Annotated in this window: 15 protein-coding genes, 1 tRNA gene and 2 pseudogenes; 3 read left to right on the top strand and 15 right to left on the bottom strand. The window is 71.7% G+C overall.

What is annotated here, in order from left to right:
* Positions 1-17 precede the first annotated feature (17 nt).
* Together ACFZDA_RS10320 and ACFZDA_RS10315 are read right to left on the bottom strand one after the other, a co-directional pair.
* A complete protein-coding gene (locus tag ACFZDA_RS10320) occupies positions 18-428 on the bottom strand; it encodes a VOC family protein (protein ID WP_391077862.1) in 411 nt (136 codons plus the stop codon).
* A gap of 99 nt (positions 429-527) precedes the next feature.
* A pseudogene (locus ACFZDA_RS10315) lies at positions 528-635 on the bottom strand (winged helix-turn-helix transcriptional regulator); the annotation flags it as partial.
* Positions 636-720: 85 nt separating this feature from the next.
* Between ACFZDA_RS10315 and ACFZDA_RS10310 the strand changes: the two are divergent.
* The gene (locus tag ACFZDA_RS10310) at positions 721-1,638 is read left to right on the top strand and encodes a zinc-binding dehydrogenase (protein WP_391077859.1); all 918 of its coding nucleotides are present in this window, start codon (positions 721-723) and stop codon (positions 1,636-1,638) included.
* Between the two features lie 186 nt (positions 1,639-1,824).
* Here the strand turns inward: ACFZDA_RS10310 and ACFZDA_RS10305 are convergent.
* A pseudogene (locus ACFZDA_RS10305) lies at positions 1,825-2,352 on the bottom strand (oxidoreductase); the annotation flags it as partial.
* A 58-nt stretch (positions 2,353-2,410) separates the two neighbouring features.
* On the opposite strand from ACFZDA_RS10305, the gene ACFZDA_RS10300 reads away from it, so the two are divergent.
* Entirely contained in the window at positions 2,411-2,653 is a 243-nt protein-coding gene (locus tag ACFZDA_RS10300) for a metalloregulator ArsR/SmtB family transcription factor (RefSeq protein WP_391077856.1), read from the top strand.
* Between the two features lie 112 nt (positions 2,654-2,765).
* Here ACFZDA_RS10300 and ACFZDA_RS10295 read toward each other — a convergent pair whose 3' ends face one another.
* The 6 genes from ACFZDA_RS10295 to selD all read right to left on the bottom strand — a co-directional run bounded on the left by ACFZDA_RS10295 (position 2,766) and on the right by selD (position 10,170).
* A complete protein-coding gene (locus tag ACFZDA_RS10295; protein ID WP_391077853.1) occupies positions 2,766-3,977 on the bottom strand; it encodes a ferritin-like domain-containing protein in 1,212 nt (403 codons plus the stop codon).
* The gene (locus ACFZDA_RS10290; RefSeq protein ID WP_391077850.1) at positions 3,925-4,776 is read right to left on the bottom strand and encodes a PhnD/SsuA/transferrin family substrate-binding protein; all 852 of its coding nucleotides are present in this window, start codon (positions 4,774-4,776) and stop codon (positions 3,925-3,927) included. The genes ACFZDA_RS10295 and ACFZDA_RS10290 overlap by 53 nt, the downstream gene beginning before the upstream one ends.
* The gene (locus tag ACFZDA_RS10285; protein ID WP_391077847.1) at positions 4,773-5,903 is read right to left on the bottom strand and encodes an acyl-CoA dehydrogenase family protein; all 1,131 of its coding nucleotides are present in this window, start codon (positions 5,901-5,903) and stop codon (positions 4,773-4,775) included. Before ACFZDA_RS10285 ends, ACFZDA_RS10290 begins: the two co-directional genes overlap by 4 nt.
* 63 nt (positions 5,904-5,966) lie before the next feature.
* Positions 5,967-7,739, bottom strand: coding sequence for a selenocysteine-specific translation elongation factor (gene selB, locus ACFZDA_RS10280; protein WP_391077844.1), 1,773 nt, complete (start codon positions 7,737-7,739; stop codon positions 5,967-5,969).
* Positions 7,730-9,130: an L-seryl-tRNA(Sec) selenium transferase gene (gene selA / locus ACFZDA_RS10275; RefSeq protein WP_391077840.1), complete on the bottom strand. Its 1,401-nt coding sequence runs from the start codon at positions 9,128-9,130 to the stop codon at positions 7,730-7,732. The genes selB and selA overlap by 10 nt, the downstream gene beginning before the upstream one ends.
* Positions 9,127-10,170: a selenide, water dikinase SelD gene (gene selD, locus ACFZDA_RS10270; RefSeq protein WP_391077837.1), complete on the bottom strand. Its 1,044-nt coding sequence runs from the start codon at positions 10,168-10,170 to the stop codon at positions 9,127-9,129. The genes selA and selD overlap by 4 nt, the downstream gene beginning before the upstream one ends.
* Before the next feature lie 75 nt (positions 10,171-10,245).
* Between selD and ACFZDA_RS10265 the strand changes: the two genes are divergently transcribed.
* Positions 10,246-10,338: transfer RNA gene (locus tag ACFZDA_RS10265), tRNA-Sec, on the top strand.
* Positions 10,339-10,418: 80 nt separating this feature from the next.
* Here ACFZDA_RS10265 and ACFZDA_RS10260 read toward each other — a convergent pair.
* From ACFZDA_RS10260 to ACFZDA_RS10235, 6 genes are all read right to left on the bottom strand, one after another.
* A complete protein-coding gene (locus ACFZDA_RS10260; RefSeq protein ID WP_391077834.1) occupies positions 10,419-10,703 on the bottom strand; it encodes a hypothetical protein in 285 nt (94 codons plus the stop codon).
* The gene (locus ACFZDA_RS10255; RefSeq protein WP_391077831.1) at positions 10,700-11,152 is read right to left on the bottom strand and encodes a hypothetical protein; all 453 of its coding nucleotides are present in this window, start codon (positions 11,150-11,152) and stop codon (positions 10,700-10,702) included. The genes ACFZDA_RS10260 and ACFZDA_RS10255 overlap by 4 nt, the downstream gene beginning before the upstream one ends.
* A gap of 1 nt (position 11,153) precedes the next feature.
* Entirely contained in the window at positions 11,154-11,729 is a 576-nt protein-coding gene (locus tag ACFZDA_RS10250; RefSeq protein ID WP_391077828.1) for a hypothetical protein, read from the bottom strand.
* 82 nt (positions 11,730-11,811) lie between these two features.
* Positions 11,812-12,126, bottom strand: a complete 315-nt coding sequence (locus ACFZDA_RS10245) for a hypothetical protein (RefSeq protein ID WP_391077825.1) — start codon at positions 12,124-12,126, stop codon at positions 11,812-11,814.
* A complete protein-coding gene (locus ACFZDA_RS10240) occupies positions 12,123-12,659 on the bottom strand; it encodes a hypothetical protein (protein WP_391077822.1) in 537 nt (178 codons plus the stop codon). Before ACFZDA_RS10240 ends, ACFZDA_RS10245 begins: the two co-directional genes overlap by 4 nt.
* On the bottom strand, positions 12,656-13,210 hold the full coding sequence (locus ACFZDA_RS10235) for a MauE/DoxX family redox-associated membrane protein (protein ID WP_391077819.1): 555 nt from the start codon (positions 13,208-13,210) through the stop codon (positions 12,656-12,658). The genes ACFZDA_RS10240 and ACFZDA_RS10235 overlap by 4 nt, the downstream gene beginning before the upstream one ends.
* Positions 13,211-13,267 lie beyond the last annotated feature (57 nt).

Raw genomic sequence — 13,267 nt, 5'->3', positions numbered from 1 at the left:
GGCGGTTGGGGATGACATCAGCCGCGCTTGGGCCAGATCGGGCCCTGCTCGGTCCAGATGACGCCCTTGTTGCGGCACAGGCAGAAGGGGTGGCCGATCGGGTCGGTGTAGACCTGCCAGCCGTAGCCGTTGGGACCGATGAAGTCCTGCCTCAGCGTCGCGCCGAGGTCGAGGACGCGGCGCTGCTCGGACTCGATCTCGTCCACTTCGAAGTCGAGGTGGAACTGCTTGGGGTGCTCGCTGTCGGGCCACTGCGGAGCGCGGTAGTCGTCCACCCGGATGAATGCCAGCTCGATCTCGCCGAACTGGATGCCGGCCCAGTCCTCGGAGCTGCCTTCCTTGATCGGACGGCCCGTCACCTCGGAGTAGAAAGCCGCCAGCATCATCGTGTCCGGACAGTCGATAATGAAATCGGTGAGTCGCAGCATTCCGCGATCTTGTCACAAGCTCACACCCGACTCCGGAACAGGCCTTAAGCAGCTCCGCTGAGGTGGGGGAACAAAAAGTTCCTGTGGGCTTCGCCCTCAGGCCATGGGTGTGAGGCTGTACTCGACCTTGGGTGGCACGGTCGGATAGACGGTGCGGATGAGCAGCCCGTCCCGCTCCAGTCGGCGCAGGTTGAGGGTGAGCATCCGCGTGACATAAATGTGCCTCCTTCCGCTGGGCAGCAAGGTTATCGATGATGACTGCTGTTACACGTCGTGAACCAAGGGGGAAGAGATGTCTGTTCGTGCTCTCGTCGTCGATCCGTCCGCACCCGCCGCCGTCCGCCTCGCCGCGGTTCCCGACCCCGTGCCCGGACCGGGCCAGGTCCTGGTGGACGTCTCCCATGCCTCCTTGAACTACGGCGACCTCAACGACGCCCGCTCCGGTCGGGTGCCCCCGGGTGCGGTGCTCGGTTCGGACACCGCCGGGGTGGTGGTTCAGACCGCAGCCGACGGAACCGGCCCGGCGGTGGGCACCCGGGTGGTGGCCCTGACGTCGGGGGCGTTCGCCGAGCGCGTCGCGATCGACGTGGGTGCGCTTGCCGAGGTGCCCAAGGGCTTGGACCTGGCGAAGGCGGTCGCCCTGCCGGTCGCCGGAGTGGCCGCACTGCGCTCGCTGCGGGCCGCCGGGCTCGCGCCGGGCAAGAGGGTGTTGGTCACCGGCGCCTCCGGCGGGGTCGGCCGGTTCGCCGTCCAGCTGGCGGCGCGGGCCGGTGCCCACGTGATCGCGTCCGTGGGCTCGACGGCCCGCGGGGAGGGGCTGGTCGACATCGGCGCCGACGAGGTGCTGATCGGCCTGGAGGGACTCGAGCGAGCCGTCGACGTGGTCATCGACAGCGTCGGCGGCCCCCAACTGGTGGAGGCGTGGGGCCTGCTCGCTCACGGGGGCAGCGTGCAGAGCGTCGGCTGGACTTCCGGGGAGCCAGCGGTCTTCCCTCCCTATGCGACCGTCGGCCCCACCAAGTCGCTGACGTCCTTCGTCATCGAGGGCGATGCCGGCCCGGACCTGGCCGTTCTCGCCGAGCTGACCGCTGAGGGGTCCCTCACTGTCGAGATCGGCTGGCAGGGTTCCTGGGACCACTTCGCCGAGGCCGCCGAGGCCCTCCGCGGGCGCCGTGTCTCCGGGAAAGCGGTGCTGCAGGTCACGCGGTGAGCGGCATGCCCCGGCACTGTCTCCGCAGGGCTAGGACGTCGGGGGCGATCATGTGCGGGTCAAGATGCGGTGCCAAGCAACGCAGGACCGCTTCAGGGCCCCGGAGGGGCAGATGCTTGGCCGATCGGGCGTAGCCGGGGCGTCTGACATCAGCGGTTGACATCAACACCGTCGGACAACAGCGGATCAAGCCGACCGCGGGCGGAACGGGGTCGGCCCGCAAGGGAATTCGCGCAGGCCGGCGAGCACGACCCTGGTCATAGCGGGCGGGCCGCAGACGTACACGTCGCGTTCGGTGATGTCCGGGACCAGCCGGTGCAGGCTGTCCGGACCGAACGGCGGGGTGCCGCACTCGTCGGTTCTGCCGGTGAGCAGGTGCAACCGGCCGCCCCGGAGCGTGACCAGGTGCCGTACCTCGTTCAGCAGCACCGCGTCGGCCTCGCTGCGTACCCGGTACAGCACGACGACGTCACCGGTCGCCTCCTCCAGCATGGCCCGCATGGGTGTGATCCCCACGCCGCCGGCGATCAGAAGGGTGCCGGGGCGGCTGCGGTGCAGCGAGGTGAACGCCCCGTACGGTCCCTCGACGAAGGCGCGGCTGCCGACGGGGACGTTCCGCAGGCCTGCGCTGGTGCTGCCCACCGCCTTCGCCGTGAGGCGCAGGCCCTGTCCGCCCGGTGCCGCCGACAGGGAGAAGGGGTTGGCCGACCACCAGTCCCGCGGTACCGCTCCGGCCGGGCAGCTGACCCTGCGGGACCTGCACGACCGGCTGATGGCGCTGACCTCGCCCGCCCGGATGGAACTCTGCCGCCATCTGCTGGGCGAACCCATCACCCCCTCGGAGCTCGCCGCCCGGCTCGGCTCCACCGAACCCCAGGTCTCCCGCGCCCTGAGGACCCTGCGCGACGCGGGCCTGCTGCGCTCCACCCGGGACGGCAAGCTGGTACGGCACCGCCTCGCGACGGACGTCGTCCAGCGGCTGGGCCACGATGTCCTCGCCACCGTGGCCCGCTGAACCCCCGAGGCGACCTCGGCGGTTCAGCGCCCCACCGGGGGCTCGGGCCGAGGCAGGCACTCAGTGCCCGCCCGCGTGTCCTTCCAGACCGCGCCCGGGCCCGTGAGGGCGCTCACATGAAGTTCTTGGTGTGCAGAGCCGCCAGTGCCGCCGCTTCGTCGTCGGGAAAGCCGATGAAGGCCAGGCGCCTTCGGCGGCCTTCGTCCATGGCCTGTTGGAGCTGTTGCACCTTTCGCCATCCCCGTTCGATGGCCGCCGGCTGCCACGAGCCGGCGGCGATGAGGACCAGGGAATCGAAGACCCGCTGGTTGAGCCCGGCGGTGTCCACGAGTGCGGCGTGCCTGCGCTCCACCGCTGTGCGCAGACGCGTCAGAAAGGCCGGGTCGCGTTCGACCGCGTGGGCGGTGTGGGCGACCCCGAACGCCACGTGCCGGGCCTCGTCGCGCGCGGCCAGGCGGGTCACATCCGCCGTGACGGCGTCCGGCGCGTGGCGGTGGAGGAATCGGAGCAGGTCGACGAAGGATCCTTCCCCGAGGACGGACAGCAGGAAGGAAGCGAGGGTGAAGTCCGGTTCGTCCAGCAGCGTCTGGAGGGAGGCGCGGCCGCCCACGCCCGACACCCCCAGTTCGGTGCGGTTGAGCAGGGCACGGCGGGTGAACACCTCCATGTGCCGGGCCTCGTCGGCGACCTGCACGGCGAGGAGCTGCATGACCTCCCTGAAGTGCGGATGCAGGCGGGAGAGCAGGCGGGCGGGGAGTACGAGGGCGGCCTGCTCGTTCTCCACGAGGTACGTCATCACCTGCACGACGGCGTCCTCGATGGCTCCGGGGAGCTCCACCCGCGTGTCCCAGTCGACCGCCGTCGCCGGATCCCACTGCCCCGCGGCCGCCTGCGCGTAGAGGCGTGGAGCCACATCCGCCCACACGAGGTCGCGGTCCACCCAGTCCACCGAGAGGGCGGGCCCGCCCGGCTCGACGAGAGCGCCGCGGGCCGCGAGTCCCCAGCGACGGTCGGCGTGTTCGACGACCCGTCCCGGAAGGGCGCTGCCGGCCCGCTCGGCACCGTGCAGGCGGTCCTCGTCCGATGATCCCCTGACGATCACGGGAGTGGTGCCGGCCATGTCGAACCCGTGACCGTTCGCCCGGCACCAGGCACGCAGGTGGACGGCGAGCGCCGGGTGCCGTCCGTGAACGGCCAGGCGCGTCCCGGGGGGACGGGCCACCAGGGCGTGCTGGAGGAGGAGGTGGCCGCCGACGTCGAGGCCCAGACCCTCAAGGTCGATAGCCGGCAGCCGTGACGCGTCCTCGTTCGTCGTAGAAGCCACTCGTGCTCACCGCCCTCTCCAACGCCGTGTAGCCCTGGAGTCGGCCCGGTCGCCATTCCTTGAGTCCTTCGAGGTCGAGCAGGGGCCTGACCTCGGCGTCGGCGTAGTCCATGGCCAGGAGCAGCCGCGCGAACGCCTCGATTGCCGCCGGGTCCGCCGACGGCCCGGCCGTCATGTTGCAGTGGTCGTAGGGTTCCGTCTGGGCGATCACCCTGACCGCCCCGGAGGGCATGAGTCCCTCGCGTGAGAACGTCAGCAGGTTGGTGTCGCTCAGGCACGCCGCATCGGCCTTTCCGGCCAGCAGCGCCTCCACCGCCGCGCGCTCGCCGCCGATGTGGTCGCCGTGCAGTCCCGTACCGATGTCGAAGCGCAGCACGCGGACGTCTCGCAAGTGGCCCGCCGCGCGGAGCAGTTCCAGCGGCAGCAGGGTCGCCTGGGGCGAGTCGACGGCCCCCGTGGCCAGGGTGCGGCCGCGGAGGCCGGCCGGCGAGGTCAGCGCGGAGTCCGCGCGCACGACGACGACGGACGTCAGGTCGCAGTCGGTGTCCCGCATGGCCACGGCCCGCACCTCTTCGCCGCGCGCTTCGGCGAGGCGTCTGGCGCGCACCCAGGCCAGCGGTGAGTTCCACGCGGCGTCGATCCGCCCGGCCAGGAGATCGGTCACCTGACGCTCGTAGTGGGAGTACAGGACGTAGTCGAACGCGAAGCCCTGGCCGCGGAACCAGGTGCGGAAGCCGTCCCAGATGGTCACGACCTTGGGGTCGTAGGCCACCGCGCCCAGCACCAGAGAGGTCGTCATCGCGCGCCCCCGTCCAGGAGGGGCAGGCCGAGCAGGGCACGTCCGGTGAAGTCGAGGAGGGCATCGGTGGTGGGTGCCATGACGCGGGCGGCCCGCGAGTCGCGGAAGCGCCTTTCGAGGCCCAGTTCCTTGCGGAACGCCGCTCCGCCGCAGACCTTCAGCGCGGCGTCCGCCACCTGTGCCGATGTCTCGGCGGCGGCCGCCTTCACCTCCAGCGTCAGCAACTGCGCCTCGGGAAGGCCCCGTTCCAGGGCGTCGACGGCCTTGTCGAGCAGGGCGTGCGCGCTGTCGGTCTCGATACGCATCCGGGCGGCGGACGCCCGCGCGATGGGCTGGTCGGCCAGCGACTGGTCGAGGTGTTCGAGCCGGGTGCCGCGCAGGTGCTGGAGCGTCTCCGCCACGACGGCGTCCGCCAGCCCCACGCTCGCCGCCGCGTTGAGCACGAGGAACCAGGGCAGGGCCACGGTGAGCGCGAGATCGAGACCGGAGCCGTCCGCCCCGAGCATGCGGTCCCGGGAGACGCGCAGGCCCTTGGTCTCGACGGGTGCCGAGTGGTTGCCTCGCAGCCCCAGCCCGTCGAAGCGCCGTGTCACCGAGAGCGCCGGGTCCTTGGAGTCGACCAGCCACAGGGTCATGGCGTCCGGCGAGGTGACCGGCCGGCTCGACCACACATAGCTGTCCGCCTCTCCGGCGGATGTCACCCAGCTCTTGCTCGACTCCAGCACGATGGCGCCGTCGCGGGGTGTCGCCGTGCCCATCGGCGCCCAGAAGTGGCTGCGGGAGCCCGCCTCGGAGAAGGCCAGGGTCGTCAGGTGGCGTCCGGAGGCGATGTCCTGGCGCATCTCGTCGGTCCCTGCGGCCGTGATGAGCGCGGTGGCGCTGTAGTGCATCAGCACCACCATCGCCGTGGAACCACAGGCCCCGGCGAGACGGCGGACGACCTCGGCGGCCGCCCGTACGGTCTGTCCGCCCCCTCCGGCCTCCTGTGGCACCGTGAGCCCCAACAGGCCCGCGTTACCCAGCGCTTCCACGGCCTTGCGGGGGAAGACGCCGTCGCGGTCGACCCGTTCCGCCTCGGGTTCCACGATGTCTTCGATGATCTGTCGCAGGGCTTCCTCGTACGGCATCTCTTCTCCGTGATCTGGTGAGCGTGGGGACGGTGGCATCGGCGTGCCGGGCGTGGGGCGAGCTCAGGTGCACCGCCTGTGGGTCGCGTCGATGCGCCTGGTGAGCCCCGTCCGGTCCATCAGTTCCAGCAGGGGCACCGCGACGCGGCGGGTGGTTCCCAGTGCCTGTCGTGCCTGGCTGAGGGTGAACGGCTCAGACAGGGCCGACAGACGCCGCCGGGCTCGCTGCGGTGCGTCGGGCAGCAGTACGACGCTCCCCGGCAGGCGCAGCAGCAGCCCGCTGCGGGCGGCCGCGGCGACATGCCGTTCCGTCAGGCCCAGCGACAGCAGTTCGTCCGCCGACGGAGCGCCGAAGGGTGCCTCGGTCAGACGCTCGCGCACGGATCGCATCGCGCGTTCGACGGCTTCCGGGAACGCGGGCCTCGCGCCCGCACGGTGCACTCCGGTCGCGTCGTGGACCAGACCGGCCGCGCCGACCAGGGCGTCGAGCAGACCGGGGTCGGGCAGTCCCAGTTCCCGCACGGCGCTCTCGCGGGACATCCCGGGCGCCAGCGGGTGTTCCCGCGCCCACTGGTCCGTGACCTGGCGCAACCGCGTCGCCCAGGTGTCCCACTGTCCCGGGTGAACCAGCCAGTCTCCGACGGTTATGGCGTCCACGGCCGGTTCGCTGCCTGTGGGCAGGACCCCCGTGGCCAGCAACCGGCTTCGGGTGACAGCGCCCAGACGGGCGACTTCCAGGGCCGGCTCGGGAACGTCGGGCACGTCGGCGAGTGCCGCGCCGCGCGCCGCCGCCGCCCCACGCCGGTCGAGCGGCGGCGGCAGGACGTCGAGGACGACCGCGCCCACCATGATCTCCCGGTTGCCCGGCGCGCGGATCACGCCGCGTTCGCCCTGGTGCACCGCGACGGGGCCGGCGAGTCTCAGACGTGCGGTATCCGGGCCCAGGGGTCGGGCCCGTACGGGTATCGCGGCGGAGCCGAGATGGAACACGAGTTCCTTGGGCAGTCGCTCCGGCACCCGTGTCAGGCGGACGTCCAGTTCGCCGGTGACCGTCCATCCTTCGGGGCTGATCAGCGCCTGGCCCCGCCTGATCGAGGAGCAGGCGCTGCCGCGCAGGTTGAGAGCGACGCGGGAGACCGCCGCGGCGCCGCTCACCGTCGTCTTGAGGCATTCCATCGAGCGGACGCGGACGGTGCGGCCGGTGGAGGCGATCCGGAGCTCGTCCCCGACGGAGACGCTCCCGCTGCCGAGCGTCCCGGTGACGACGGTGCCCGCGCCGCGCACGGTGAAGACCCGGTCGACCCACAGCCGGGCGGGCCGCCCCGCGTCCGGCACGGGCATCCGGGCGACCAGCCTCGCGCAGGCGTCACGCAAGGTGTCCATGCCGTATCCGGTGACCGCGCTGGTCTCCACGATCTCGACGGCCGCCAGCGATGTGCCGGCCAGGCGCTCACGAGCCGCCGCGACAGCCGGCGCGGGGTCGGCGAGGTCGGCGCGGGTGACGGCGAGAACGCCGTACCGCACGTCGAGGGCGTCGAGTACGGCGAGATGCTCCTCGGTCTGCCTCGCCCATCCCCCGTCGGCCGCCACCGTCAGCAGGGCCGCGGGCGCGGGTCCCACCCCGGCCAGCATGGTGGTGAGGAACCGCTCGTGCCCGGGTACGTCGACGAAGGCCGCTGTCTCGCCGTCCGCGAGGGTGGTCCACGCGTATCCGAGGTCGATGGTCATGCCGCGGCGCCGCTCCTCGGGCAGCCGGTCGGTCTCCATCCCCGTCAGGGCCCTGAGCAGTGCGGTCTTGCCGTGGTCCACATGACCGGCGGTGGCTATCACTCGCATGCGGCCCGCTCTCTTCCCGGGGAGTCCGCGCCCGGCTTCCCTCCCGCGCTCCGGCCACCGGCGTGCTCTGCCGCCACGGCCGTGGCGGCGCGCAGGACGGCCTCCGCGAGTTCGTCGTCGCATTCCGCCGGGACGCACCGCAGGTCCAGCAGGCAGTGCCCGCGTTCGGCCCGCCCCACCACGCAGGGCTCGCCCGCGCGCAGCGCCTGTGTGTATCCGGAGGGCAGACGGACCGCCCAGCCGGGCAGCCGGACGCCCGGGGCGCCACCGCCGCCGGCCATTCCGTCACTCGGTACCGCGCGAGCGGGGATGTGCCGGCCGGTGAGCCGGCCTGCCAGTTTCTCGGCGCGTGCGTGCAGCGCCTGGGGGTCCGCGTGCAGGAACGCGACGGCCGGTGGCCTGGGCCCCAGGAGGGTCGCCTCCAGGGCGGCGAGGGTCAGCTTGTCCACGCGCAGGGCCCGGGCGAGGGGGTGGGCGCGCAGGGCGTCGACGACCTCGCGGGTGCCGAGCAGCAGGCCCGCCTGCGGGCCGCCCAGAAGCTTGTCGCCACTGGCGGTGACCAGGTCGGCTCCCTGGGCGAGCCAGTCGTCGGCGTCGGGTTCCTCCGGGAGCACCGGGTCGCCGGTGAGCAGGCCGGAACCGATGTCGGCGACCACCGGCGGACCCAGTGTGGCCAGATCGGCTACGGAGACGGCGCTGGTGAAGCCCTCGACGCGGAAGTTGGACGGGTGGATCTTCAGCAGGAAGCCCGTGTCGGGGCCGATCGCACGGCGGTAGTCGTCGAGGTGTGTGCGGTTGGTCGTCCCGACCTCACGCAGTCGCGCGCCGGTGCTGACCAGGAGGTCGGGCAGGCGGAAGCCGTCTCCGATCTCGATGAGTTCCCCGCGGCTGACGACGATCTCCCGTCCCGCCGCGAGGACCGTGGCGGCGAGGACGAGGGCAGCGGCGCCGTTGTTGACGACGTGGGCCTCCTCGGCCCTGGGGACGGCCGCGCGCAGTACCGCCAGGGTGCCTCGCCCCCGGCGGGCTCGTGTCCCGCTGCCGGTGTCGAACTCGACGTCCACATAGCCACTGGCCGCCTGTACGGCCTCGACGGCGGCTGCGGACAGGGGGGCGCGGCCGAGGTTGGTGTGCAGGACGACGCCCGTGGCGTTGAGGACGGGGCGCAGGGTGGTGGCGGTCCGCGGCAACAACGCCGAGGCCAGGTCGGCCACGGCTTCGGGTGGTATCTCGCCGCCGCGCGCCCGCCGCTGGGCCTCGTGGACGGCTTCCTTGACGACGGCCTGCCCGAGCCGGCGCACCGCGTCGGCGAGACGGGGATCGGCCAGCACGGAGTCGGTGCCCGGGACGCGTCGGCGCGGGTCGTCCGCGGCGTGTTTCGCCGTCGTCATCCGACGACGAGGGTGTGGTCCTGGGCGGGCACCAGTTCGCCGATGACCGGGGCCCCGGGTATCTCGCCGACGATCAGCAGCCCGCCGGACGTCTGGGCGTCGGCCAGCAGCAGACGCTCCTCCTCGTCGACGGCCGCGCCCCACCGGGTGTGAGGGTCGACCCAGGCGAGATTGCGCCTGCTGCCGCCACTGACGAATCCGTCCCGGACGGCCGCGCGGGCACCGTCGAGATACGGAACGGCGGCCGGGTCCACCCTGGCTGTGACGCCGCTCGCGCGTGCCAGTTTGTGCAGGTGTCCCAGCAGTCCGAAGCCGGTGACGTCGGTCGCGCAGACGGCGCCCGCGGACAGGGCCGCCGATGAGGCGTCCCGGTTCAGCGTGGTCATGGCCGCCACCGCTTGCGGGAAGTTCTCCCCGGTGCGTTTGTGGCGTGTGTTGAGGACGCCGATCCCCAGGGGCTTGGTCAGTGACAGGGGCAGACCGGGCCGGCCGGCGTCGTTGCGCAGGAGGCGGTCCGCGTCGGCGATCCCGGTCACCGCCAGGCCGTACTTGGGTTCGGCGTCGTCGATGCTGTGTCCGCCCGCCAGATGGCAGTTGGCGGCGCGGGTGACATCGAGGCCTCCGCGCAGCACCTCCCCTGCGAGTTCCATGGGCAGGGTGTCGGCCGGCCAGGCCAGCAGGTTCACGGCGACGAGCGGTGTGCCGCCCATGGCGTAGACGTCGGAGAGGGCGTTGGCGGCCGCGATGCGGCCCCAGTCGTAGGCGTCGTCGACGACCGGTGTGAAGAAGTCGGTGGTGAGAATGGTCGCCTGCGTGCCCTGCAGACGTACGACGGCCGCGTCGTCGCCGCCGTCCAGCCCGACGATCAGTTCCCCCTGGCCGAACTCTCCTGACGGATCGGGCAGCTGAGCCACCATCGATTCGAGCCGGCCCGGGTCGATCTTGCAGGCGCATCCTCCGCCGCGGGCGTACTGCGTCAGTCGTACGTCGGGTGTCCGGGGGGCGGAACGCGGCGGCTGGGGCTGGGTGTCGGTGTTCATGCTTCCCACTGTCGAAAGGCGCTTGCTTGATCGATTCGGCTGCCGTGCGCGGGACGGGTCGGTTACGGTGGCGCCGGAGGCGTCAGGGTTCCTGGTGGGCCTCCCCGCCTTCAAAGCGGGTGGGGCGAGGCATCCTCGCCCGGCGGGTTCGATTCCCGTCCGCCTCCGCCGGGTCGAGCGGCTCTCGCCGCTTTGGAGACCGGTGCCGGGCCGCTTCTCCCGGCCCGGCACCGCTCTCCCGCCCTTGCTCAGCTGAGCAGCGGCCCCATGCCGGAGCGGCCCGGCCTGACCAGGACCACGTCCTCGGGTCCCGAGGTGACGCGCACCTGTCCGGCCGTACGCCGCATGGAGCCGGCGGACACCAGACGTATCGCGTCGTCGACGTCGACCCCGGGACGGTTCAGGTGCACGGAGATGACGTCCTGGGGGCTGCCGTCGGCAGCGACGTCGGCGGCCACGTAGACGTTCGCGGTGCCGTCCGGATTGTCCTTGATGAAGGCGACGCCCCGGTCCGTCGGAGTACGAGTGATCACAAGTGGTTCCTCCTGTCTGTGTGAAGGTCGGTGTGAAGGTCTGGCTGAAGATCTGCCTGAACGGCGGAATCCGCCGCGAACAGCGGTTCCGGTGCGGTGGTCGGCGTACCGAACATGACCTGCTTCCACTCGCCGCTGTAGGCGTAGATCCCACAGGACGTGGTGGCTCGCAGACGGGCCGGCAGGCGCGAGGCCGTGATGTGGCGCTGGGACTCGCCCATGGCGTAGACGCTGTCCAGCCGGTCCCAGAGCGAGAAACTCAGGAGGGTCCGGCTGCGCCACTGGACGAGCGTGGTGTGCCCGAGGTAGCCGTCGGCCACCCGGCGCACCTCACGCTTGACCCTGTGGTGCAGGGCGAGGATGAACAGCAGGGAGAGCAGGCCGCGGCACTCGAAACGGGTGAGGACCACCTGCCCCCGCGGGTCACTGACGCGCCGATGTCCGGTCATCTCACCAGTTCCCCAGGGTGACGACCGCGGCGACCGCCAACAACGCGACACCGCAGGTCCTTCGGATCAGGGTGAACCAGGGCCGGATCCTGTCGCCCTGGTCGGGCATTCCGTTGACGCTGTAGTAGACGCTCCGCACCGCGATCGTCAGCACACCGAGCACGGTCATGCCGACCAGGACATACCCTGCGGCGGACGGGACCAGCAGCCCCGTTCCGGCGAGAGCCGCCCAGGTCAGTGAGGTGCTCTTCTGCGTCGTGAACAGCAGTGACAGGTCGAACCCCCAGACCAGACCGAGCCTCCCGGGTGGAATGCTGCGGACGTACGCCTGAGGTACTTGGCGCCAGGTGTGCGGTGTGCGGTTGGCGATGTCGGCCAGGCCGAGCACCACCAGCGACACCGCTACCGCCACCAGACGGGCATGCGGTGGCAGCCACCACTCCAGCAGTGTGCCGAGTCCGAAGAGGACCGCTGCGAGGAGCAGTGAGGCGATGGATCCGCCGACGAGAAGCCCCGTCAGGAACCTGGTTCCCTGGGGTTTGTCGCGGCGCAGCATGGGACCGGCGACCCCGGCCATGGACTGGCCTCAAGGGCTGAAGACCTGAAGGACCGCCGCGACACCGGCGATCACCAACCATGTCACCATCGTGGAGTCGCCGTCAGCTGTGCAGGCACTGGGCCGCGGACAGCGCGTTGCCTGCCGTTTCGCAGCAGGCGCAGTGGAGCGCGCCCGTGGAGCTTTCGCAGTACCAGATGTAGGCCGCGTGCGCCTTGCAGTAGCTGTAGGTGGTGTTCTCGGGGTAGTTGGCCAGGTTGCAGCACGCGGGCGCGGCCGCGGCTTCCTGCGCACCGGCGAAGACACCCGCCGAGGCCGCGAGGCCGGTGGCGCCGATGCGGCCCAGCAGCCGACGACGCCCCATGCCCTTCTTGGGCTCGGCGCCCTCCGCTGACGCGGCACTTCTGCGGAACTTCATCTGAGTCCTCCTGTCGTCACGGTCTGGACCTTCTGCTGGATCGCACGGAATGTTCCGAAGGTGTAGGCGTCGGTCAGCACTCCTTCCTCGAACACCAGGGCGGCGGGGCTGCTGTTGACACCCAGACTTCCGACGGTCCAGGTACCGCCCTCGTCGACGTAGTGGGGGATCTTCTGCAGCGCGTGGCGGGCGACGAACTCCGCGCCCGCCTCGGCGCTGCCGGAGGAGACGATCAGCGTGTACTGGTCGCCGAGTTCCTCCGTCGCCAGATGGGAGAGTTCCTCACCCACCTTGCTGCAGGTGGCGCACACCGGGCTGAGGACCAGCAGGACTCTGCGTCCCCGGCCCATGTGCGCGCGCAGCGCGTCCGGCCAGTCGGCCGGCGCGAGGCCCGGGGTCGCGTCCGGCAACGGGACGACGGACTTCTCTTCACCCGGGTCGGGCACGCGTGAGGACAGTTCCCCCATCATCGCGAAGAGCAGGGCGACGGCTACGGTCAGAACGAGTAGGGCCACTGAGAGCAGGACGGTCATGCGGCGGACTCCGGCTGTTTGAGTAGGTTTCCGACCACCGTGTGTACGTGCTTGCGATGCGAGTAGAGCAGCCAGCCTCCTGTGACGATCGCCCCGAGCCCCGCGACGCCGGCGGACGCGGAGTCCGTCCCGGTCGGGCCCACGCCGTGCACCCACAGCGCCGACACCGCGTCGGCCAGGATCGCGAGTCCCATCAGAACGTTGCCGGCACCGAGCGGGCGGGTGCTGTCGGCACCGAAGCAGCCGCACGGCTCGGTGCTGCCCCGCAGCAGTCCGAGGACGCCGGCACCGGCGAAGAGGAGGCCCAGCGCCGCCAGCGGCACATGAGCCGGCCCGCGCAGGGAGGGGAGCGCCATGGCCAGGGCCACCGCGATCTCCACGACGGCCAGGGCCCGGACGACGCCCGCGGGCACGGGTGCCCTGCCGGGACGAAGCTCCCCCGCGGCCGCCGCCCCCAGCGCCGGCGCGACCACCTTGGCCGCGCCGCCCCTCACGAGCAGTGCGACGACGACCGCGTCGGCGCACACCAACAAGGCGTCAGTGAATGTCATGTTTCCCCCGTGTCCCCCGTGTGTCCCCCGTTGATCGCCGTACGCGCTACGGCCCGC

Origin of the sequence: Streptomyces sp. NPDC007991, from assembly GCF_042958445.1 — a bacterium.
GTDB lineage: Bacteria > Actinomycetota > Actinomycetes > Streptomycetales > Streptomycetaceae > Streptomyces.
The sequence above is the reverse complement of the archived record's forward strand: the minus strand, read 5'-3'. Positions and strand labels throughout refer to the sequence as shown.

Bases quoted from the DNA above. Each gene is read 5' to 3' on its own strand.
- ACFZDA_RS10245 (WP_391077825.1), bottom strand. From the start codon at position 12,126: ATGAAGTTCCGCAGAAGTGCCGCGTCAGCGGAGGGCGCCGAGCCCAAG.
- ACFZDA_RS10235 (WP_391077819.1), bottom strand. From the start codon at position 13,210: ATGACATTCACTGACGCCTTGTTGGTGTGCGCCGACGCGGTCGTCGTC.
- ACFZDA_RS10310 (WP_391077859.1), top strand. From the start codon at position 721: ATGTCTGTTCGTGCTCTCGTCGTCGATCCGTCCGCACCCGCCGCCGTC.
- ACFZDA_RS10320 (WP_391077862.1), bottom strand. From the start codon at position 428: ATGCTGCGACTCACCGATTTCATTATCGACTGTCCGGACACGATGATG.
- ACFZDA_RS10240 (WP_391077822.1), bottom strand. From the start codon at position 12,659: ATGACCGTCCTGCTCTCAGTGGCCCTACTCGTTCTGACCGTAGCCGTC.
- selB (WP_391077844.1), bottom strand. From the start codon at position 7,739: ATGCGAGTGATAGCCACCGCCGGTCATGTGGACCACGGCAAGACCGCA.
- ACFZDA_RS10285 (WP_391077847.1), bottom strand. From the start codon at position 5,903: ATGCCGTACGAGGAAGCCCTGCGACAGATCATCGAAGACATCGTGGAA.
- ACFZDA_RS10290 (WP_391077850.1), bottom strand. From the start codon at position 4,776: ATGACGACCTCTCTGGTGCTGGGCGCGGTGGCCTACGACCCCAAGGTC.
- ACFZDA_RS10250 (WP_391077828.1), bottom strand. From the start codon at position 11,729: ATGGCCGGGGTCGCCGGTCCCATGCTGCGCCGCGACAAACCCCAGGGA.
- ACFZDA_RS10300 (WP_391077856.1), top strand. From the start codon at position 2,411: ATGGCGCTGACCTCGCCCGCCCGGATGGAACTCTGCCGCCATCTGCTG.
- ACFZDA_RS10255 (WP_391077831.1), bottom strand. From the start codon at position 11,152: ATGACCGGACATCGGCGCGTCAGTGACCCGCGGGGGCAGGTGGTCCTC.
- selA (WP_391077840.1), bottom strand. From the start codon at position 9,130: ATGACGACGGCGAAACACGCCGCGGACGACCCGCGCCGACGCGTCCCG.
- selD (WP_391077837.1), bottom strand. From the start codon at position 10,170: ATGAACACCGACACCCAGCCCCAGCCGCCGCGTTCCGCCCCCCGGACA.